The sequence below is a fragment of the Thetidibacter halocola genome, from assembly GCF_018224955.1.
Lineage (GTDB): Bacteria > Pseudomonadota > Alphaproteobacteria > Rhodobacterales > Rhodobacteraceae > Thetidibacter > Thetidibacter halocola.
In genome coordinates this window covers 405834-424252 of sequence record NZ_JAGTUU010000003.1, presented here as the reverse complement: position 1 = coordinate 424252, position 18419 = coordinate 405834, and the positions used below count along the sequence as shown (strand labels likewise).

Here is an 18419-nt window from a genome sequence, read left to right as displayed (position 1 = left end):
TCAGCCTTTCATCACGTTGACGTCTTCCACGGCGATCGTGCCGCGGTTGCGGAAGAAGCAGACCAGGATCGCAAGCCCGATCGCGGCCTCGGCGGCGGCGACGGTCAGCACGAACAGGGTAAAGACCTGCCCCACCAGGTCGCCCAGATGGGTCGAGAAGGCGACGAGGTTGATGTTCACCGCCAGCAGCATCAACTCGATGCTCATCAGCAGGATGATCACGTTCTTGCGGTTCAGGAAAAGCCCGAAGATCCCGATGACGAACAGCACTGCCGCCACCGTCAGGTAATGTTCCAATCCGATCATCTCACGTCCCTCCGGGCCTTGCCCGATTGTCTTTCCGTCTCGTGGCCGGTCCTTGCCCGACCCGTCCTGGGTGCCAGCCCCGGAACCGCTCTCTCAGCCCGGCCGCCGCCCGCGCCACCAGCGCAACAGCTTCCAGCCGACAGCGGCCTTCACCACCCAGAGCCCGGCCAGGCCCGCGATTCCCAGCGTCCCGGCGGCGCCATGCAGGTGGGCCAGCAGCCCGCCCAAGTCAGAGCCCCTGCCCCGGTTTCACGTCCCGCAGTTCCAGCGCCTTCTTGGGGTCGCGCATCATCTGCGCCACCGGCGACTGGCGTTTCACGTCCTGGCGGTGGCGCAGGGTCAGCACGATGGCCCCGATCATCGCCACCAGCAGGATCAGGCCCGCCAGCTGGAACAGCAGGAAGTACTGGTCATACAGGATCATCCCCAGCGCCTCGGTGTTGTGGCGATCCACCGGCACCGGCTGCGCCAGCTGGCCCGCCGCCATCTCGGAGGCTTCCCAGGCGCCGAAGGCCATGGCCAGCTGCATCAGGATCACCAGGCCGATCAGCAGCGCCAGCGGCATGTATTTCGCCATCTCGGCCTTCAGCTCGGCGAAATCGACGTCGAGCATCATCACCACGAAGAGGAACAGCACCGCAACCGCGCCGACATAGACGATGACCAGCAGCATCGCGACGAATTCCGCCCCCATCAGCACGAACAGCCCGGCCGACGAGAGGAAGGCGAGGATCAGCCAGAGCACCGAGTGCACCGGGTTGCGGGAAATCACCGTGAACAGCCCGCCGGCAATGGCGCCAAGCGCGAACAGGTAGAAGGCGAAGACGATCATGTCTTGTCATCCTTTTTCTCGGCCATGACGGTGCGGGCGATGTCCATCGCCCGGCTCATGGCGGGAATGCCGGCGAACATCGACATCTGCGCGATGGTCTCGGCAATCTCTTCCTCGGTGGCCCCGGCCTCGAGCGCGTGGCGCACCGTCATGCGGAACGGCGTCTCGGCCTGCGCGCCCTGCATGGTCAGCCCGGCCAGCGTCAGCAGCAGGCGGGTCTTGGCGTCGAGCCCGTTCTTGGAGATGCCCTTGCCGAACCACATCTCCATCGCGTCCTTGGTCATGGTGGGCCAGAGGGACTCGAAGGATTTGGGATCGAACGAGGTCAGCGCGGGGTTGAACGCCCGCGCCATTTCCTGCGCCTGCTCCATCATCAGCTCGAAGGGGGTTTTCGCGTCGCTCATCGGTAGGGCGCATCCAGTTCGAGGTTGCGGGCGATCTCGGCCTCCCAGCGCTCGCCGTTCTCCAGCAGCTTGGCCTTGTCGTAGAACAGTTCCTCTCGCGTCTCGGTCGCGAACTCGAAGTTCGGTCCCTCGACGATGGCATCGACCGGACAGGCCTCCTGACAGAAGCCGCAATAAATGCACTTGGTCATGTCGATGTCGTAGCGCGTGGTGCGGCGGCTGCCGTCCTCGCGCGGTTCGGCGTCGATGGTGATGGCCTGCGCCGGGCAGATCGCCTCGCACAGCTTGCAGGCGATACAGCGTTCCTCGCCGTTCGGATAGCGGCGCAGCGCGTGCTCGCCCCGGAACCGCGGGCTGAGCGGCCCCTTTTCATGCGGGTAGTTCAGCGTCGCCTTAGGAGCGAAGAAATACTTCAGCCCCAGCCGGAACCCGACAAAGATATCCTGCAACAGGAAGTACTTGGCGGCGCGGCCGTAGTCGAAATCTGCCATCTTTGACCTCCTCAACTCCAGCGCGCGAAGGCGCCCCAGAACCAGTCGAATTTCGCGGCGAAGGCGACGAAGACCACCCAGCCCAGGCTGAACGGCAGGAACACCTTCCAACCCAGCCGCATCAGCTGGTCATAGCGGTAGCGCGGCACGATCGCCTTCACCATGGCGAACAGGAAGAAGAAGAACGCCATCTTGGCCACCATCCACAGCGCGCCGTCGGGCAGGCCCGGGATCGGCGACAGCCAGCCGCCGAAGAACAGCAGCGATGTCAGCGCGCACATCAGGAAGATGGCGATGTATTCGCCCGCCATGAACAGCAGGAAGGGCGTGGACGAGTATTCCACCTGGTAGCCCGCCACCAGTTCCGATTCCGCCTCTGGCAGGTCGAAGGGCGGGCGGTTCGTCTCGGCCAGCGCCGAGATGAAGAACAGGAAGACCATCGGGAAATGCGGCAGCCAGTACCAGCTGAAGAAGCCGTAGGCACCATCCTGCGCATTCACGATATCGCCGAAATTCAGCGATCCGGTCGAGATGATGACGCCGATGATGATCAGGCCGATCGACACCTCGTAAGAGATCATCTGCGCCGCCGAGCGCAGCGAGCCGAGGAACGGGTATTTGGAGTTCGACGCCCAGCCGCCCATGATGACGCCGTAGACCTCGAGCGAGGAGACGGCGAAGACATAGAGGATGGCCACGTTGATGTCCGACAGCACCCAGGTGTCGTTGAACGGGATCACCGCCCAGGCGATCATCGCCAGCACGAAACTGGTCATCGGCGCCAGCATGAAGACCGGGCGGTCGGCGCCGGCGGGGATCACCACCTCTTTCACGACGTATTTCAGCGCGTCGGCCACCGTTTGCAGCAGGCCGAAGACGCCCACCACGTTCGGCCCGCGCCGCATCTGGACGGCGGCCCAGATCTTGCGGTCGCCGTAGACGAGGAACAGCAGGCTCACCATGACGAAGCCCAGCACCGCCAGACATTGCGCGGTGATGATCACAAGTGTTCCCAGCGGCGTGCTCAGAAAATCAGCCATCCACGTCCCTCACACCATCGGTATTCCGTTTTCGGCGCAGGCCAGCGCCACCACTTCGGCGTCGAGCTTGACCAGCCCGGCGGGCAGCGCGGCCGAGATGGTGTAAACCGCATCTCCGTGCCAGAGGCCACCCTCTTCGTATACATTTGTGCGCAAATGCCGCGCAAAGCCGTAGCCCCGGATCAGCGCGTATTGCGCGGCGGCGCATTCGGCATAATCCTCGACATCCGCGCTGTCCCGTGCCCCGCGCATCTTCACCGCGAACTGCACCAGGTCGCCGTCAAGAAGGCGCGTCTCGATCCCTTCGTAGACCGGCGCGAACGGCCCCTTCGGCGGGGCCGCCTCGCAGGCGGTCAGGCCGGCCAGCGCCAGCACGGGGATCAGCGCACGCAGGGCCAAGGCCTACTCCGCCGCCAGCGGCGCCTGGGCCCGGGCCTTGGCGTTGCGCGACAGTTCGGCCATCAGTTCCGAGGCGCGCGCGATCGGATTGGTCAGGTAGAAGTCGCGGATCGCATAGCGGAAATCCGCATCCCCCAGCTTGCCCGCCTCGACCGGCTGCCAATCGTTCTCGATCACCTGGTCGACCTGTTTCAGATGCGGCACCGCTTTGACCAGCGCCTGCCGCAGCTGCGCCAGGCTGTCCCATGCTTGCGTCGCACCGATCTCGGCGGACAGCGCGCGCAGGATCGCCCAGTTCTCTTTCGCCTCGCCGGGGGCAAAGCCAGCGCGCAGCGCCAGTTGAGGGCGGCCTTCGGTGTTGACGAACAGGCCCGGCTCCTCGGTATAGGCTGCGCCGGGCAGGATAACGTCGGCCCGATGCGCGCCACGGTCGCCGTGGCTGCCCTGGTAGATCACGAACGCGCCCTCGCCGATCTCGACCTCGTCTGCGCCGAGGTTGTAGATCACGTCCGCCTCTTGCACGGTCGCCATGCCGCGGTCGTTGACCGCGCCCACGTCCAGCGCGCCCACGCGCGACGCCGCCGTGTGCAGCACCAGCAGCCGGTCCGACAGGGCCATGGCCGCGCCCAGCACCGCCGCGCCGTCCGCCTCTGTCAGCGCACCCATGCCGACGACCACGATGGCGCCCTCGGACGCCTTGACCGATGCCAGCGCCTTGCGTCCCGCGCCGCATTCCTCGACCGGGTAGGTCAGGTCGACCGCCGGGCCGACGCGCTTGACCGTCGCGCCGCGCGCCCAGGCCTTACGGATGCGGGCGTTCAGCACCGGTGCTTCCTCGCGCGGGTTGGTGCCGATCAGGATGATTTCCTTCGCCGTGTCGATGTCTTCGATGGCGACAATGCCGACATAGGCCGAGCGGTTGCCGGCGGGCAGCCTGGCCCCGTCGGTGCGGCATTCCACGGCGCCGCCCTGCCCCTCGATCAGTTGTTTCAGCGCGAACGCCGCCTCGACCGGGGCAAGGTCGCCCACCAGGCCCGCCAGTTTTTTCGCGCCCCTGATCGCTTCGCCAGCCTTGGCCAGCGCCTCGGGCCACGTGGCCGGGCGCAGCTTGCCGTTCTCGCGCACGTAAGGACGATCAAGCCGCTGCCGACGCAGCCCGTCCCAGACAAAGCGTGTCTTGTCGGAAATCCATTCCTCGTTCACGCCGTCATGATTCCGAGGCAGGAAACGCATGACCTCGCGCCCCTTGGTGTCGACGCGGATGTTCGACCCCAGCGCGTCCATCACGTCGATGGATTCGGTCTTGGTCAGTTCCCACGGACGGGCGGTGAAGGCATAGGGCTTCGACACCAGCGCGCCCACCGGGCACAGGTCGATGATGTTGCCCTGGAGATTCGAATCGAGCGTCTGGTTCAGATACGAGGTGATCTCCGAATCCTCGCCACGACCGGTCTGACCCATCTGGGTGATTCCCGCGACCTCGGTGGTGAATCGCACGCAGCGGGTGCATGAGATGCAGCGCGTCATGTGGGTTTCGACCAGCGGGCCGAGATCGAGATCGTCCACCGCGCGCTTGGGTTCGCGGAAGCGCGAGAAATCGACGCCATAGGCCATCGCCTGGTCCTGCAGGTCGCATTCGCCGCCCTGGTCGCAGATCGGGCAATCCAGCGGGTGGTTTATGAGCAGGAACTCCATCACCCCTTCGCGGGCCTTCTTGACCATCGGGCTGTTGGTCTTGACCACCGGCGGCTGGCCTTCGGGGCCGGGGCGCAGGTCGCGCACCTGCATGGCGCAGGAGGCCGCCGGTTTCGGCGGGCCGCCCACCACCTCGACAAGGCACATCCGGCAATTGCCCGCGATGGACAGCCGCTCATGGTAGCAGAAGCGCGGCACTTCGATCCCGGCCTCTTCGCAGGCCTGGATGAGGGTCATCGCCCCGTCCACCTCGATCTGGATCCCGTCGATGATGATCTTGCGCAAATCGGACATGCAGAGCCCTTCCGATGGCCTAAATTTCCCATGGCCGCCCTGCGCCGCCGGCGAGACGGCGCGCGGTCGGGGGCGTTCTACCCCGGCACATCGCTTGATGAAAGGTGCGATTGCACCGCACAGGCGGGAAAAATCGACGCGGGCAGCGCAAGTTACATGCGCCGCCCTGAATGTGTGATCACAAATCGAGCAAGGGAACGCCGCGCCGCAGCGTCACACGACGTCCGTCAGCGCAGCAGGCGGCCGATGGCGCTATCACTGGCGATCTCGGCCTTGCCGAAGGCGCAGAGTTCGCCCTTGTCCTTCGCATCGACGCCCTTGCTGGCCAGGTAGGCCGTGGCCTTGGCGCGCATCCGGTCCTTTTCGGATTTCGACGTCACGTAGGCGTCGATCTCGTCCTCGGTATAGCCCAGCGACTCGGCCCGCGATTTAAGGGCGTTGATCGTGGTATAAGCGAGGATCAGGCGGGCATTGATGCCATCGCAGGTCTTGCGGATCTCGTCGGCGATGGCGATCGCCATCAGGGCGTTGTCTATCTCGGCCACGTCGCGCAGCGGCGGCTTGGCGGCGGCCGGCAGGGCCAGCGCGGCACAGAGAAGAACGGTCGGAACAAGGCGCATACGGCCCTCCTGCTCGTTGGAGTTTTCCCAGAAATGGGGCGCAGGGGCCGTGATATTCAATAGCGCGGCACGGTTATCGTGCCCGGCGGGCGGCAACCCGCGCAGGACTCAGCCCGGAATGTCGCGGCAGACGCCAGTCAGCACCAGCGAGTCGCCGTCGATCACCGGGCCGGTCTCGATGCTGTCTGGGCCGCGGGTCCAGTCGATTTCGGACGTGCCGTAGTAGCGCAGGCAATGCTGGATCGCCTCGTATTCGGCCGCAAGCGCCGCGCCTTGCAGCGAGGCCGTCACCGGGCGCGCGGTGGCCACGAAATTCGAGCGGTCCGAGCGTTCGACCGCCTTGGCGCTGCCACGGAACCGCTGGCCGTCGAACAGGATTTCCTCGCGGCCCGAGCCACGCCCGCAGCCAGCCACGGTCAGCGCCACCAGTCCCAGGATCACGGCATGTTTCATGGCCAAAGCCCCCCTCGATTGCGCCGGACTGTCGCCCGTGGGCGCGCGATGGTCAAGCACAGGCATGCGTCTTCCACAGGCCGGCCTCCTTGAGCCAGCCCCAGCCAAAGGCATGGTCGCTGTCGCCGTGTGTCTTGCGGTGCGCCAGCCGGTCCAGCGCCTCGGCCTGTGTCGGCCGGTGGCCCTCGGCAACCCGCCACATGACGAAATGCTGCTCTCCCAGCACCTCGAACCACTCCTTCCGGCGGTCGTAGAACTGCTTGTGGATCGTCCCCCAGACGAAACGGTCGAGGCTGTCCACGTCCTCCCACACCGTCAGGTTGGTGACGAATTGCGGATCGTTGCCGATGGCGTTTTCGGTGTTGCCCGTCCCCGGTTCTCCCGAGCCCTCCATCATCCAGACGAAGCCCGGCATCCGCTTGCCCAGCCCGTTCACCCGGTCGAGATTCGCCATGAACTCGGACACGCGCGGGTCGTCGGTGGGGGCGGCAAGGCGGCCGATGTTCAGTTGCGCAAGATGCATAGCGTCACTGGGTATATTTTTCGGCCGTCTGCCAGTCGAACGCAGCGGGGCTCGGCCCGTTGGCCCGCAGAAACTCAAGCTTTTCGTAAGCTTCTTCCATCGTCGGGCGCGCCGCGGGATCAGTGTTCCAAAGCACCATCATCGGCTCGTTGGGTTCATGGAACCATTCCGATTTCCGGGCATAGAACTTGCCGTGCAGGGTGTCCCAAACAAAGTGCCTGAGGCTGTCCAGATCATCCCAGATCGACAACGTCCGAGCAGCGGGAACCGGCACGGGAGCGAGTGTTTCGTAATCCGAGAAGCGCCAGACATAGCCCTTGCTGCGCTCGGCCACGGCATAGACCGTTGCAATCCCGTCCACGAACGCTTGCACCTCAGGTTCCCCATGCGGCGCCTTCAGCAGTCCATAGGTGTGGACTGCGATGCTCATTCCGCCGCGACCGCGCTCACGCGCCCGGTCTGCTGCGCCTTGATGCGGTCCTCGATCTCGTCGCGGAAGTTGCGGATCAGGCCCTGGATCGGCCAGGCCGCCGCGTCGCCAAGGGCGCAGATCGTGTGGCCCTCGACCTGCTTGGTCACGTCCCAGAGCATGTCGATTTCCTCGGGGTCGGCGTTGCCTTTCACGAGCCGCTCCATCACCCGCATCATCCAGCCGGTGCCCTCGCGGCAGGGCGTGCACTGGCCGCAGCTTTCGTGCTTGTAGAATTTCGACAGCCGCCAGATCGCCTTGATGATGTCGGTGGACTGGTCCATCACGATGACCGCCGCGGTGCCCAGGCCAGAGCCCAGCTCGCCGCGCAGGTAGTCGAAGTCCATGATGGCGTCCTTCATCTTCTCGCCGCGCACGCAGGGCACGGACGAGCCGCCGGGGATCACCGCCTTGAGGTTGCCCCAGCCGCCGCGAATCCCGCCGCAATGCTTTTCGATCAACTCCTCGAAGGGGATCGACATCGCCTCTTCGACGACGCAGGGGTTGTTCACGTGGCCCGAGATGGCGAACAGTTTCGTCCCTGCGTTGTTCTGCCGCCCGAAGGACGAGAACCATTCAGGCCCGCGCCGCAGGATCGTCGGGACGACGGCGATGGATTCGACGTTGTTCACCGTGGTCGGGCAGCCATAGAGGCCCGAGCCCGCCGGGAACGGCGGCTTCATCCGGGGCATGCCCTTCTTGCCTTCGAGGCTTTCCAGCAGCGCGGTTTCCTCACCGCAGATATAGGCGCCGGCGCCGTGATGCAGATACAAGTCGAAATCCCAGCCGGATTTTGCGGCATTCTTGCCCAGCAGGCCCGCGTCATAGGCCTCGTCGATCGCGGCCTGAAGCGCCTCGCGCTCGCGGATGTATTCGCCGCGGATATAGATGTAGCAGGCATGGGCCTGCATTGCGAAACTGGCGATCAGGCAGCCCTCGACCAGCGTATGCGGGTCATGGCGCATGATCTCGCGGTCCTTGCAGGTGCCGGGCTCGGATTCGTCGGCGTTGACCACGAGGTAGCTGGGCCGCCCGTCCGATTCCTTGGGCATGAAGGACCATTTCAGCCCGGTCGGGAAACCCGCCCCGCCCCGGCCGCGCAACCCGCTGGCCTTCATCTGGTCGATGATCCAGTCGCGCCCCTTCTGGAGGATGCCCGCCGTGCCATCCCAGTGGCCGCGCGCCTTGGCGCCCGCGAGGGTGCGGTCGTGCATGCCGTAGATGTTGGTGAAGATGCGGTCCTTGTCTTCCAGCATGGATCAGTCCTTGTTGTTCCGGCGCTCGCGCCAGAGGCCGTATATCATCCAGATTGCAAAGGCAAAGCCCGCGAGGGCCGCCATGTCGAAAAGGGCCAGCGTGCGGTGGGTCCACCCCGCGCTGGCCCCGATCGCCGTCGCGGCGATCCAGGCCATACCGGTGCCCGCGATCACCAGGGCGATCTGGCGCCCCTTGCGGTTGTGCGAGTCCCGGTCCGGCATCGTTCCTCCGTCAGGCGCCGATCAGCGCACGGGCCTGCGCCGCCCAGTCGTCGCGCAGGGCGCGGCCACGGGTGGCGGGAATCGTCTCGTCGATCCGGGCGGCGTCGGTCTCGGTCATCGCCGCCAGCTGGTCGAGATGCCAGATGCCCTCGGCGTTCAGCGCCTCGGCCAGTTTCGGGCCGACACCCTTGATCGCCGTCAGGTCGTCTCCCGCTCCGCCGCGCGGCGCGTCGAGACGCACGAAAACGGGTGCGGGTTTGGCCGCGGGATCTGCTTTCGGCTCGGGCTGGACCGACGCGGTTTCGACCACAGGCGCGGGCTGGGCCACGGGCGTAGTCTCGATAACGGGCGCGGGTGTGGCGACCGGCGCGGCCTCGACCACCGACGTGGTCTCGACAACGGGCGCGGGTTTGGCGACCGGCGCGGCCTCGACCACCGGTTCGGGTGTGTCGACGGCCTTTGCCACCGGTTGAGCCGGTTCGGTCACGGCGACGGTCTCGGCCACCGGCGCGGTGGGCTCCACCGGATGCGGCCGCACAAATGCTGGCGCGGCCGGCTTGGCTGCAGCGGTTCGGCGCGTCTTTGCCGGCGCGCAGGGGCTGGACAGCGATGCCAGGAATGTCGCCGGCGCAAACATGGCGCGAAACATCTGGTTCTGGAAATGCAGCGCGAGTTCGGCCTGCGTACCCCAGAAGCGGAACATCGGGCCGTAATCGGGTGTCGCATATCCTTGGGGATTGAGTCTGATCACGTCATGGCTCCCATGTGAAAGCAGGCGCGGCCTATCCGCGCCTCGTCAGCGCCGTTCCTCCCCGACAGTGCCATGCGAGGGGTCGCACAGCCCGACGCGCCGTGCAATGCCCCGTCTCGTCGCAGGGGCGGCCCAAAGGCCGCGCCGGTATCCATGCGCCGCGCGATAGTCGCCTACCGGCCCGCGACCAGCGCCTTGGCCTGGCCGACCCAGTCGTCGCGGGTGACGCGGCCCTTGAAGCCCTCGAGGTTGGCGTCCATCCACGCCACCTCTGCCGGGCCCCAACTGGCGATCTGGTCGAAGTGAAAGACGCCCATACTGTGGCAAAGCTGTTCCAGCTTCGGCCCGATTCCCTTGATGTCCTTCAGGTTGTCCGGCCCGCCTTCGCGCGCGGCGGACAGCATGGCCGGCCTGGTCCCCTCGCCGGCCTCGGCCGCTGCGGGCGCAGGGGCCGCTGCGGATGCGGGCGCGGCTGCGCCTTGGTATTTCCAGCTGCCCTTGCGCCCTGCAAGGTCGGCCTCGCCGGCCAGCGCCTTGCTGGGCTGGATCACGGGTTCTGCGGCGGCGGGTGCCGTCGCGGCGGGCTTGGCGGCCGCTGCGGGCGCCTCGGCCTTCGGGGCCGGCGCGGCGGCAGGTGCTGCGTGACCCGTCTCGCCAAGCGGCGGCGGCACGGCACGCATGCCGCGATCCTCGCCCGGCTTCACCTCGCCCGCCTTGGGCAGCGGCTGGCAAAAGATCCAGCCCATCAACAGGCCGAGCCCCGCAAAGAGCACGGCGCTGAGAAAGACCGAGGCTATGAAGCCCTGGCCGCCCAGCACGATGAGCAGGATGAAGGCAAGCAGGCCCGCCCCGGCCGCCAGTGCCCAGCAGCCCAAGGCGCAGCTGAATCCGCCGTTGTTGTCGTTCATCGCATCACTCCCTGTCCGTGTTCGGGTCTGTCACAGGTCGTGAACACAACCCTTCTATGCGCGACCAGAGAAATCCGTCTCGCCGCCCGAGGCAAGGATTTTCGCCTGCGCGATCCAGTCGTCACGGGTGACGCGGCCCTTGAACCCTTCGAGATTCGCATCAACCCAGGCCACTTCGTCGGGGGTCCAGGCGGCGATCTGGTCGAAATGGTAAAAGCCCAGCTGGTGGCAAAGCTGCTCCAGCTTGGGGCCGATCCCCTTGATCTTCTTAAGATCGTCGGCCTTATCGTCGCGCGGAGCGGCGAGCGTCGCGGGCTTGGTGCCCAGGGACTCGGCCGGGGTAGCAGCCGCGACATCCTCTTTTGGTCGCACATCGGGCTCGGGCTTTGCCTTGGCCTTGACGTTGGGGGCAGCGCCCGGCACCTCGGACCGCTTGTCCGACGCATCGCCGGCCCGCGTCGGTGCGGCCGACGCATTGGCCGCCCCGCGCATCCCCGAGGCATCGCCCCAAGGCGCGCGTAGCGGAACCTCGGTGCCGTCGATGCGCTTGACCGTGTCGCCGATATCCGCCGCCAGCTGCGCGCTGGCGTTCAGCTTGATCGAGGCGTTGACGAATTCCGTCAGCGAGGTGATCCCCGAGGCGGGCTCCGCCGCGAACCGCCCGTTCTGCGGCCCGGCCTGCGGCACCTCGCCCCTCGCCAGCGCATCCAGCAGGGCGCGCAGCTTGTCGGCGGTCAGGTCCTCGTAATAGTCCTTGCCGATCTGGGCCATCGGCGCGTTGGCGCAGGCGCCCAGGCACTCGACCTCTTCCCAGCTGAACTTGCCGTCGGCCGACAGCGCATGCGCCTTGTCGGCGATCTTTTCGCGGCAGACGGCGATCAGGTCCTCGGCGCCGCAGATCATGCACGATGTCGTGCCGCATATCTGCACATGCGCCACGCTGCCCACCGGCTGTAGCTGGAACATGAAGTAGAAGGTCGCCACCTCGAGCGCGCGGATATAAGGCATGCCCAGCATGTCGGCGACTTGCTCGATCGCGGGGCGGGTCAGCCAGCCTTCCTGTTCCTGCGCGCGCCAGAGCAGCGGAATGATCGCGCTGGCCTGGCGGCCCGGCGGATATTTCGTGATCTGCTCGCGCGCCCAGGCCTGGTTGGCGGGCGTGAAGGCGAAACCTTCGGGTTGCTCGGGGTGCAGACGTCTCAGCATCTCATCTTCCTTGCCTCGGGCCACGCCGCCTTGGCGGGCGCGGCTGCGGTCTCAGGTCTGGGCGGGGGCGGCGGGCTGCGGCGTGGCGGCGGGCGTGCAGGCCCCCGTCACAAGGCGCACGCCGCCATTCGACAGGCTGACCGCCTCTTTCAGCGAGACCTTGTATTGCGCGATCTCGATCAGCTTGGCGCGCGGCATGCCGGTCTGCAATTCGACCGGTTGGTAATCGCTTTCGTCCACGAGGTCGCAGCCGATCGAGGCCACGGCGGTGTCGAACAGCGCGATATCGGTCTGTGACACGCCCTGCGGCGGAACGCAGGCGGCGGTCAGGGCCAGGGCGGCCAGGGCTGCGGCGGTCTTCTTCATGTCGAGCGTCCCTCTTGGCCGCCTCAGCGGTCGATTTCCCCGAACACGACATCCATCGTGCCGATGATCGCCGCAACGTCGGCCAGTTGGTGGCCCGAGGCCACATGGTCCATCGCCTGCAGGTGCAGGAAGCCCGGTGCGCGCAGCTTGGCGCGGTAGGGCTTGTTCGTGCCATCCGCCACCAGGTAGACGCCGAATTCGCCCTTGGGCGCCTCGACCGCGGCATAGACCTCTCCCGCCGGGACGTGGAAACCCTCGGTATACAGCTTGAAGTGATGGATCAGCGATTCCATCGACGTCTTCATGTCCGCCCGCGACGGCGGCGTGAACTTGCCCCGCGCCTGGATGTCGGTCTGCGCCTCGGGCTCGCGCAGCTTGGCGACAGCCTGGAGGATGATCTTCACGCTTTCGCGCATCTCGGCCATGCGGACCAGATAGCGGTCATAGCAGTCGCCGTTCTTGCCGATGGCGACCTGGAAGTCGAACTCGTCGTAGCACTCATAGGGTTGCGCGCGGCGCAAATCCCAGGCGAGGCCAGAGCCGCGCACCATCACGCCGGAGAAGCCCCACTCGTTGATCTCGGCCTCGGAAATCACACCAATATCGCAGTTGCGCTGCTTGAAGATGCGGTTCTCGGTCAGCAGGTCGTCGATATCCTGCAACTTGGCGGGGAATTCCTGCGCCCAGGTCTCGATATCGTCGATCAGTTCCGGCGGCAGGTCCTGGTGGACGCCGCCGGGGCGGAAATAGGCGGCGTGCAGGCGCGCCCCGCAGGCGCGCTCGTAGAACACCATCAGCTTCTCGCGTTCCTCGAAGCCCCAGAGTGGCGGGGTCAGCGCGCCCACGTCCATCGCCTGCGTGGTGACATTCAGCAGGTGGTTCAGAACACGGCCGATTTCCGAATACAGCACCCGGATCAGCGAGGCCCGGCGCGGCACCTCGATGCCGCAGAGCCGCTCTATGGCCAGGCACCAGGCGTGTTCCTGGTTCATCGGCGCCACGTAATCCAGCCGGTCGAAATAGGGCAGGTTCTGCAGGTAGGTGCGGCTTTCCATCAGCTTTTCGGTGCCGCGATGCAGCAGGCCGATATGCGGGTCGCAGCGTTCCACGATCTCGCCGTCCAGCTCCAGCACCAGGCGAAGAACGCCATGCGCCGCAGGATGTTGCGGGCCGAAGTTGATGTTGAAATTGCGGATTTTCTGTTCGCCTTGCAGCGCGTCCACGCTGCCGTCGTCGAATTTGGAGCCGTCCATCATGGTGCCTTACTCCCGTTCGTCCAGCCGGGCCATGGTGCGGAACACCTTGGTCAGCAGTTTCCACGATCCGCCTTCGCGGACAAAGCCCAGGTGATCCTCGTAACGCAGCGGCGGCACGTCGACCCAAAGGTGAACGCGCGCGATCTCGCCACCCGCCACGTCGATCCCGAGGATTTCATACGACGGTTCGCCCTCGGCCCCCTGGCGCCCGCTGACGCGCGCCAGATACCCGGCCTTGTCCCAGTAGGTGAACCCATCCGGGCCGACCATCGTCATGTTGAACCGGTCGTGGCACAGCGTCTCGAAAACCTCGGGCCGCGCATGATAAACCGCCTCGCCATAGGCGTGGGCGGCGGCGAGCACCTCGGCATAAGCGTCGCTCATGCCTTGCCCCCGGTCTTTTCATCGCCCGGCAGCACGTATTTCGCGCCTTCCCACGGCGACATGAAATCGAACTGGCGGTATTCCTGCACCAGCGAAACGGGTTCGTAGACGACGCGCTTCTGCTCTTCGTCGTAGCGCACCTCGGTATAGCCGGTGGTCGGGAAGTCCTTGCGCAGCGGGTAACCGCGAAAGCCGTAGTCCGTCAGGATGCGGCGCAGGTCCGGGTGGCCCGAGAACAGCACGCCGAACATGTCGAAGACCTCACGCTCGAACCAGTTGGCCGAGGGATGCACCGTCACGATCGAGGGGACCATCTCGTCCTCGCGGATGCTGGCGCGCAGGCGGATGCGGTGGTTCTGGTACATCGACAGGAAATGATACACCACGTCGAACCGCTTGGGCCGCTGCGGCCAGTCCACGCCGGTGATATCCACCAGCGACGAAAACCGGCAGCTGGGATCGGTCTTGAGGAACTCGGCAAAGCCGCGGATGTTGGCGGGCGCCACGTCGACGGTCAGCTCGCCGTGATCCACGCTCCAGCCAAGGACGCAATCGGGGCGCTTCGCCTCGATATACGCGCCAAGCTCTTTCAGGGCCTCGGTCATCACATTCTCCCTCAGCGCACCAGGGTGCCGGTGCGGCGGATCTTCTTCTGCAACGCCATGATGCCATACAGCAGCGCCTCGGCCGTGGGCGGGCAGCCTGGCACGTAGACATCCACCGGCACGATGCGGTCACAGCCGCGCACCACGGAATAGCTGTAGTGATAATAGCCCCCGCCATTGGCGCAGGAGCCCATGCTGATGACATAGCGCGGTTCCGGCATCTGGTCGTAGACCTTGCGCAGCGCCGGGGCCATCTTGTTGGTCAGGGTGCCCGCCACGATCATCAGGTCGGACTGGCGCGGGCTGGCGCGCGGCGCCGTGCCAAAGCGTTCAAGGTCGTAGCGCGGCATCGAGGTGTGCATCATCTCGACCGCGCAGCAGGCCAGGCCGAATGTCATCCAGTGCAGCGAACCGGTGCGCGCCCAGTTGATGATGTCCTCGGTCGAAGTCAGCAGGAACCCCTTGTCCGACAGCTCGCGGTTGAGGTCCTGCACGGCAACCTCGCGGTCCGCGCCGGCGGTGTTGGCTCCGGTCATCACTCCCATTCCAGCGCCCCCTTCTTCCACTCGTAGGCAAAGCCGATGGTCAGCACGGCCAGAAAGACCATCATCGACCAGAACGCCGTCATCGAGATGTCGCCAAAGGCCACGGCCCACGGGAACAGGAAGGCGATTTCAAGGTCGAAGATGATGAACAGGATCGACACCAGGTAGAAGCGCACGTCGAATTTCATCCGCGCGTCGTCGAAGGCATTGAATCCGCACTCGTAGGCGCTGACCTTTTCCGGGTCGGGGTTGCGCACCGCGATCACCACGGCGGCAAGGATCAACACCAGGCCAAGCCCGATGGCGATGGCCAGAAAGACGAGGATGGGCAGGTATTCCCTCAGCATCTCTTCCACGGGGTGGCACCTCCTTGGGCCTGCGGTCGGGATCGGGCGGACTCCTCTCTGGGCGGTCCGCGCCGTGTCGCGTCACTGTTACCGCTGCGCCGCGGCAGGGTCAACCGCGGCCCGACATATTCAGAAAGATGAAAGTTGTTGCATTTCAGTCGGTTGAGTCTGAAATCCCAAGCGCGACAAATGGATGCGCCCTGTCCTGGCATGCGTTGGCATACGGCGCCCCGGCATCAGCCCACCGCCATGACATAAAGCGCCAGCGCGACCATCACAGTCGTGACCGGCCCCCAGAGCGCACGCTCGGGCCGCGAGGGGGTGATCCAGTTCACCGCGCAACTCAGCCCCGACACCGCGAGGGCCGCCCAGCCCGTCCAGCGCGGCCAGCCCAGCCCCGGGAACCCCGCCGCCGACAGGATCGCCAGCGCCATGAAAAGCAGGATCGGGATCGACAGCGCCGCCATGACCCGCCCCTTGGGATCGAGTCGGCCTTCGACCCGCCCGCCTTGTGTCCAGGCGCCCAGCGGCGCGCCGGCGATCAGCGCGACCTGGAAGAACACCAGCGCAAGGCAGCCCGTGGCGTAAAGATGCGCGATCTGTGCCGTCATGTCTGCGTCACCTTTCCTGATGGAACCCTTACGCCGGGTTCACCCCGGACCCAATGTTTCGCGCGCGAAACATTGAGGCAGCAAAGCTGACCTTTTCAAGGGCGCACCCACCCGCCGGGCGGGCCGTCACCCCGCCTGCCCCGACCACGGCGCGGGCCGCTTGTCGAAGAAGGCCGCGATGCCCGCCTGCGCCTCGGCGCTTTCCCAGCGCCGCGCCAGCGCGTCGATGGCGGCGTCGACGTCCTCGGTCCGCACGGCTCCGGCCAGCGACCGCAACAGCGCCTTGGCCTCGCGCACCGCGCCCGGCGCGCAGGCGAGATAGGGCGCGACCTCGGCCTCCACCGCCTCGTCCAGCGCCTCCGCGCCGACGACCCGCGCCAGCAGGTCCAGCGAAACCGCCTCCTCCGCGCCAAAGACCCGCGCGTTCATGAAGACCCGGGACGCCCGCACCGCCCCCATCCGGGCGATGACGTAAGGCCCGATATTGGCCGGGATCAGGCCCAGTCGCGTTTCGGTAAAGCCGAACTTCAACCCAGTGACGCCAATGCAGACGTCGCAGACCGCCATCAGCCCCAGCCCGCCGCCAAAGGCGTTGCCCTGCACCCGCCCGATCAGAGGTTGCGGCAGCGCGTGCAGTGCCCCCAGCGCCTGGGCGATGCGGGCCGACTCGCGCCGCCGCGTGGCGGTCTCCATCTCGAACTGTTCCCGCATCCAGGCGAGGTCGCCCCCGGCGCAAAAGCTCGGCCCCCGCGCCGCCAGCACGACGACCCGCACGCTGTCATCCTGCGCAAGCCGCCCAGCCGCGTCCTGCAATTCGGTCAGCATCTGCGCCGAGAGCGCGTTGTGCTTATCCGCCCGCGCCAGCCACAGCGACGCCACGCCGCGCCCGTCGCGGGTTTCCTCGATGAACTCAGCCATCCTCGCCCTCCTTGCGCATCAGCGCCATCTGGAACCGTTGCTCATTGCCGCTCGGGGTCACGTGTACGAACCGCTCGGCATGGTCCAGCCGCAGGCCCAGCGCCTGCGCCAGGTCCTCGGACGACCAGCGCTGCACCGGCAGCCCGCTGCATCGTTCCGGCCCGTCGGGCGCGAAGGTTGCAACCACCGCCGCCCCGCCCGGCGCGAGCGCGCGGTGCAGCACCGCCGCGTAGGCCGCCTGCCCCGCCGCGGTCGTCAGGAAGTGGAACACCGCCCGGTCATGCCACAGCGCATATCCGCCCGGCTCCGGCCGCCAGGCGGTGACGTCGCCCGCGATCCAGTCGACCCGTTCGGCCAACGGTCCCAGCCGCGACTGTGACGTTGCCAGCGCGACTGGAGACAGGTCCAGCACCGTGACCGGCCCCAGCCCCCGCGCGAGCAGCGCATCGACCAGAAGCGAGGCGCCGCCACCCACGTCGACCACCGCCTGCCCCGGCCGCAGCCCGGCCCGGTCGAGCAGCGCCAGTGAGCGCACGGGATCGGCCTCGAACCAGCTCAGCGCCTCGGCGCTCCTGGCATAGGCCCTGTCCCAATGTCCCGGGTCGCTCATTACCGCCCCCGCATCGCCTGCGCCATCGCCGCCGCCCGCTCCAGCACCGCGCGGTCCAGCCCGGTCTCGAACCCCCGCCCCACAAGGAAGTCATGCACCGCCTCCGTCGCCACGTTGCCCGCAGCCCCAGGCGCATAGGGACAGCCGCCCAGCCCGCCCACCGCCGCGTCGAAGACCCGCAGCCCGCGCGCCAGCGCCACCGCGACATTATCCAGCGCCCGGCCCGCCGTGTCGTGGAAATGCCCGGCCAGCTGCCCGGGCCCGATTTCCTGCAAAACCGCATCCAGCATGGCATCCACCGCCTCGGGCCGGCCGCGGCCGATCGTGTCGCCGAGGCTGATCTCGTAGCAGCCCATCTCGCGCAGCGCCGCCACCACCCGCGCCACCGAGGCCGGCGCCACCGCACCGTCATAGGGGCATTCCACCACGCAGGAGACATAGCCACGCACCGGCAGGCCCGCCGCCCGCGCCGCATCGGTCACCGGCACGAACCGCGCGAGGCTTTCGTCCACGCTGGCGTTGATGTTTGCACGGCTGAACCCTTCGGAGGCCGACCCGAACACCGCCACCTCGTCGACCCCGGCCTCGAGCGCGCGTTCCAGCCCTTTGAGGTTCGGCGTCAGCGCCGCGTAGGACACGCCCGGGACGCGTGTGATAGCAGCCAGAACCTCGGCGCTGTCGGCCATCTGCGGCACCCATTTCGGGCTGACGAAAGAGGCGCATTCGATCCGCCGGAACCCCGCCCCCGACAGGCAATCGACCAGCGCGACCTTGTCGGCGGTCGGGATCAGCGCCTTTTCGTTCTGAAGCCCGTCGCGCGGCCCCACCTCGAAGATCTCGACGAACTCACCCATGCCGCGCCCCTTGCTCCATCTTGCCGGACAAATTTCCGTCGAAGGCGCTCGCAG

27 protein-coding genes are annotated in these 18419 nt (G+C 66.7%); all 27 read right to left on the bottom strand.

The features are described from left to right. On the bottom strand, nt 1-306 hold the full coding sequence (nuoK, locus tag KB874_RS09135) for an NADH-quinone oxidoreductase subunit NuoK (RefSeq protein ID WP_023849383.1): 306 nt from the start codon (nt 304-306) through the stop codon (nt 1-3). Nucleotides 307-399: 93 nt separating this feature from the next. Continuing rightward, nucleotides 400-534 (bottom strand): hypothetical protein, encoded by a 135-nt coding sequence (locus KB874_RS23140; RefSeq protein ID WP_283054209.1) that lies wholly within the window; start codon nt 532-534, stop codon nt 400-402. Between the two features lies 1 nt (nt 535). After that, nucleotides 536-1138 carry an NADH-quinone oxidoreductase subunit J gene (locus tag KB874_RS09130; protein ID WP_212536256.1) on the bottom strand — a complete coding sequence of 201 codons (603 nt, stop codon included), beginning with the start codon at nt 1136-1138 and terminating at the stop codon, nt 536-538. After that, nucleotides 1135-1542 (bottom strand): carboxymuconolactone decarboxylase family protein, encoded by a 408-nt coding sequence (locus tag KB874_RS09125; RefSeq protein WP_212536255.1) that lies wholly within the window; start codon nt 1540-1542, stop codon nt 1135-1137. Before KB874_RS09125 ends, KB874_RS09130 begins: the two co-directional genes overlap by 4 nt. After that, on the bottom strand, nt 1539-2033 hold the full coding sequence (nuoI, locus tag KB874_RS09120) for an NADH-quinone oxidoreductase subunit NuoI (RefSeq protein WP_212536254.1): 495 nt from the start codon (nt 2031-2033) through the stop codon (nt 1539-1541). Before nuoI ends, KB874_RS09125 begins: the two co-directional genes overlap by 4 nt. An 11-nt stretch (nt 2034-2044) precedes the next feature. After that, nucleotides 2045-3073 carry an NADH-quinone oxidoreductase subunit NuoH gene (gene nuoH, locus KB874_RS09115; RefSeq protein ID WP_212536253.1) on the bottom strand — a complete coding sequence of 343 codons (1029 nt, stop codon included), beginning with the start codon at nt 3071-3073 and terminating at the stop codon, nt 2045-2047. 9 nt (nt 3074-3082) lie between these two features. Next, entirely contained in the window at nt 3083-3472 is a 390-nt protein-coding gene (locus KB874_RS09110) for a hypothetical protein (RefSeq protein WP_212536252.1), read from the bottom strand. 3 nt (nt 3473-3475) lie between these two features. Continuing rightward, nucleotides 3476-5461 (bottom strand): NADH-quinone oxidoreductase subunit NuoG, encoded by a 1986-nt coding sequence (gene nuoG / locus KB874_RS09105; protein WP_212536251.1) that lies wholly within the window; start codon nt 5459-5461, stop codon nt 3476-3478. A 227-nt stretch (nt 5462-5688) separates the two neighbouring features. Continuing rightward, nucleotides 5689-6081 carry a DUF5333 domain-containing protein gene (locus KB874_RS09100; RefSeq protein WP_212536250.1) on the bottom strand — a complete coding sequence of 131 codons (393 nt, stop codon included), beginning with the start codon at nt 6079-6081 and terminating at the stop codon, nt 5689-5691. A 108-nt stretch (nt 6082-6189) separates the two neighbouring features. Beyond that, nucleotides 6190-6534, bottom strand: a complete 345-nt coding sequence (locus tag KB874_RS09095; protein WP_212536249.1) for a hypothetical protein — start codon at nt 6532-6534, stop codon at nt 6190-6192. 52 nt (nt 6535-6586) lie between these two features. Continuing rightward, on the bottom strand, nt 6587-7057 hold the full coding sequence (locus KB874_RS09090; protein ID WP_212536248.1) for a DUF3291 domain-containing protein: 471 nt from the start codon (nt 7055-7057) through the stop codon (nt 6587-6589). A gap of 4 nt (nt 7058-7061) precedes the next feature. Next, nucleotides 7062-7487, bottom strand: coding sequence for a DUF3291 domain-containing protein (locus tag KB874_RS09085; RefSeq protein ID WP_212536247.1), 426 nt, complete (start codon nt 7485-7487; stop codon nt 7062-7064). Then, nucleotides 7484-8782, bottom strand: coding sequence for an NADH-quinone oxidoreductase subunit NuoF (gene nuoF / locus KB874_RS09080; protein ID WP_212536246.1), 1299 nt, complete (start codon nt 8780-8782; stop codon nt 7484-7486). The genes KB874_RS09085 and nuoF overlap by 4 nt, the downstream gene beginning before the upstream one ends. A gap of 3 nt (nt 8783-8785) precedes the next feature. Further along, nucleotides 8786-9004, bottom strand: a complete 219-nt coding sequence (locus tag KB874_RS09075; RefSeq protein ID WP_212536245.1) for a DUF5337 domain-containing protein — start codon at nt 9002-9004, stop codon at nt 8786-8788. A 10-nt stretch (nt 9005-9014) separates the two neighbouring features. Next, nucleotides 9015-9755, bottom strand: a complete 741-nt coding sequence (locus tag KB874_RS09070) for a hypothetical protein (RefSeq protein WP_212536244.1) — start codon at nt 9753-9755, stop codon at nt 9015-9017. A 173-nt stretch (nt 9756-9928) separates the two neighbouring features. Next, the gene (locus KB874_RS09065) at nt 9929-10663 is read right to left on the bottom strand and encodes an endonuclease (RefSeq protein ID WP_212536243.1); all 735 of its coding nucleotides are present in this window, start codon (nt 10661-10663) and stop codon (nt 9929-9931) included. Nucleotides 10664-10717: 54 nt separating this feature from the next. Next, nucleotides 10718-11869, bottom strand: coding sequence for an NADH-quinone oxidoreductase subunit E (locus tag KB874_RS09060; RefSeq protein ID WP_212536242.1), 1152 nt, complete (start codon nt 11867-11869; stop codon nt 10718-10720). A 51-nt stretch (nt 11870-11920) separates the two neighbouring features. After that, nucleotides 11921-12235 (bottom strand): hypothetical protein, encoded by a 315-nt coding sequence (locus KB874_RS09055; protein ID WP_212536241.1) that lies wholly within the window; start codon nt 12233-12235, stop codon nt 11921-11923. A 23-nt stretch (nt 12236-12258) separates the two neighbouring features. After that, nucleotides 12259-13488 carry an NADH-quinone oxidoreductase subunit D gene (locus KB874_RS09050; RefSeq protein ID WP_212536417.1) on the bottom strand — a complete coding sequence of 410 codons (1230 nt, stop codon included), beginning with the start codon at nt 13486-13488 and terminating at the stop codon, nt 12259-12261. A gap of 9 nt (nt 13489-13497) precedes the next feature. Beyond that, the gene (locus KB874_RS09045; RefSeq protein ID WP_212536240.1) at nt 13498-13875 is read right to left on the bottom strand and encodes a nuclear transport factor 2 family protein; all 378 of its coding nucleotides are present in this window, start codon (nt 13873-13875) and stop codon (nt 13498-13500) included. Then, a complete protein-coding gene (locus KB874_RS09040) occupies nt 13872-14480 on the bottom strand; it encodes an NADH-quinone oxidoreductase subunit C (protein WP_212536239.1) in 609 nt (202 codons plus the stop codon). Before KB874_RS09040 ends, KB874_RS09045 begins: the two co-directional genes overlap by 4 nt. Nucleotides 14481-14491: 11 nt before the next feature. After that, nucleotides 14492-15025: a NuoB/complex I 20 kDa subunit family protein gene (locus tag KB874_RS09035; protein ID WP_212536238.1), complete on the bottom strand. Its 534-nt coding sequence runs from the start codon at nt 15023-15025 to the stop codon at nt 14492-14494. After that, a complete protein-coding gene (locus KB874_RS09030) occupies nt 15016-15381 on the bottom strand; it encodes an NADH-quinone oxidoreductase subunit A (RefSeq protein ID WP_212536237.1) in 366 nt (121 codons plus the stop codon). The genes KB874_RS09035 and KB874_RS09030 overlap by 10 nt, the downstream gene beginning before the upstream one ends. 227 nt (nt 15382-15608) lie before the next feature. Next, entirely contained in the window at nt 15609-15983 is a 375-nt protein-coding gene (locus KB874_RS09025; RefSeq protein ID WP_212536236.1) for a hypothetical protein, read from the bottom strand. 126 nt (nt 15984-16109) lie between these two features. After that, on the bottom strand, nt 16110-16901 hold the full coding sequence (locus tag KB874_RS09020) for a crotonase/enoyl-CoA hydratase family protein (protein WP_212536235.1): 792 nt from the start codon (nt 16899-16901) through the stop codon (nt 16110-16112). Next, nucleotides 16894-17511 carry a class I SAM-dependent methyltransferase gene (locus tag KB874_RS09015; protein ID WP_212536234.1) on the bottom strand — a complete coding sequence of 206 codons (618 nt, stop codon included), beginning with the start codon at nt 17509-17511 and terminating at the stop codon, nt 16894-16896. The genes KB874_RS09020 and KB874_RS09015 overlap by 8 nt, the downstream gene beginning before the upstream one ends. Next, complete coding sequence (locus KB874_RS09010; protein ID WP_212536233.1) at nt 17511-18365, bottom strand: hydroxymethylglutaryl-CoA lyase; 855 nt, start codon at nt 18363-18365, stop codon at nt 17511-17513. Before KB874_RS09010 ends, KB874_RS09015 begins: the two co-directional genes overlap by 1 nt. Nucleotides 18366-18419: the final 54 nt, after the last annotated feature.

Bases quoted from the DNA above. Each gene is read 5' to 3' on its own strand.
- nuoK (WP_023849383.1), bottom strand. From the start codon at position 306: ATGATCGGATTGGAACATTACCTGACGGTGGCGGCAGTGCTGTTCGTC.
- KB874_RS09130 (WP_212536256.1), bottom strand. From the start codon at position 1,138: ATGATCGTCTTCGCCTTCTACCTGTTCGCGCTTGGCGCCATTGCCGGC.
- KB874_RS09125 (WP_212536255.1), bottom strand. From the start codon at position 1,542: ATGAGCGACGCGAAAACCCCCTTCGAGCTGATGATGGAGCAGGCGCAG.
- nuoI (WP_212536254.1), bottom strand. From the start codon at position 2,033: ATGGCAGATTTCGACTACGGCCGCGCCGCCAAGTACTTCCTGTTGCAG.
- nuoH (WP_212536253.1), bottom strand. From the start codon at position 3,073: ATGGCTGATTTTCTGAGCACGCCGCTGGGAACACTTGTGATCATCACC.
- nuoG (WP_212536251.1), bottom strand. From the start codon at position 5,461: ATGTCCGATTTGCGCAAGATCATCATCGACGGGATCCAGATCGAGGTG.
- KB874_RS09100 (WP_212536250.1), bottom strand. From the start codon at position 6,081: ATGCGCCTTGTTCCGACCGTTCTTCTCTGTGCCGCGCTGGCCCTGCCG.
- KB874_RS09095 (WP_212536249.1), bottom strand. From the start codon at position 6,534: ATGAAACATGCCGTGATCCTGGGACTGGTGGCGCTGACCGTGGCTGGC.
- KB874_RS09090 (WP_212536248.1), bottom strand. From the start codon at position 7,057: ATGCATCTTGCGCAACTGAACATCGGCCGCCTTGCCGCCCCCACCGAC.
- KB874_RS09085 (WP_212536247.1), bottom strand. From the start codon at position 7,487: ATGAGCATCGCAGTCCACACCTATGGACTGCTGAAGGCGCCGCATGGG.
- nuoF (WP_212536246.1), bottom strand. From the start codon at position 8,782: ATGCTGGAAGACAAGGACCGCATCTTCACCAACATCTACGGCATGCAC.
- KB874_RS09075 (WP_212536245.1), bottom strand. From the start codon at position 9,004: ATGCCGGACCGGGACTCGCACAACCGCAAGGGGCGCCAGATCGCCCTG.
- KB874_RS09065 (WP_212536243.1), bottom strand. From the start codon at position 10,663: ATGAACGACAACAACGGCGGATTCAGCTGCGCCTTGGGCTGCTGGGCA.
- KB874_RS09060 (WP_212536242.1), bottom strand. From the start codon at position 11,869: ATGCTGAGACGTCTGCACCCCGAGCAACCCGAAGGTTTCGCCTTCACG.
- KB874_RS09055 (WP_212536241.1), bottom strand. From the start codon at position 12,235: ATGAAGAAGACCGCCGCAGCCCTGGCCGCCCTGGCCCTGACCGCCGCC.
- KB874_RS09050 (WP_212536417.1), bottom strand. From the start codon at position 13,488: ATGGACGGCTCCAAATTCGACGACGGCAGCGTGGACGCGCTGCAAGGC.
- KB874_RS09045 (WP_212536240.1), bottom strand. From the start codon at position 13,875: ATGAGCGACGCTTATGCCGAGGTGCTCGCCGCCGCCCACGCCTATGGC.
- KB874_RS09040 (WP_212536239.1), bottom strand. From the start codon at position 14,480: ATGACCGAGGCCCTGAAAGAGCTTGGCGCGTATATCGAGGCGAAGCGC.
- KB874_RS09035 (WP_212536238.1), bottom strand. From the start codon at position 15,025: ATGGGAGTGATGACCGGAGCCAACACCGCCGGCGCGGACCGCGAGGTT.
- KB874_RS09025 (WP_212536236.1), bottom strand. From the start codon at position 15,983: ATGACGGCACAGATCGCGCATCTTTACGCCACGGGCTGCCTTGCGCTG.
- KB874_RS09020 (WP_212536235.1), bottom strand. From the start codon at position 16,901: ATGGCTGAGTTCATCGAGGAAACCCGCGACGGGCGCGGCGTGGCGTCG.
- KB874_RS09015 (WP_212536234.1), bottom strand. From the start codon at position 17,511: ATGAGCGACCCGGGACATTGGGACAGGGCCTATGCCAGGAGCGCCGAG.
- KB874_RS09010 (WP_212536233.1), bottom strand. From the start codon at position 18,365: ATGGGTGAGTTCGTCGAGATCTTCGAGGTGGGGCCGCGCGACGGGCTT.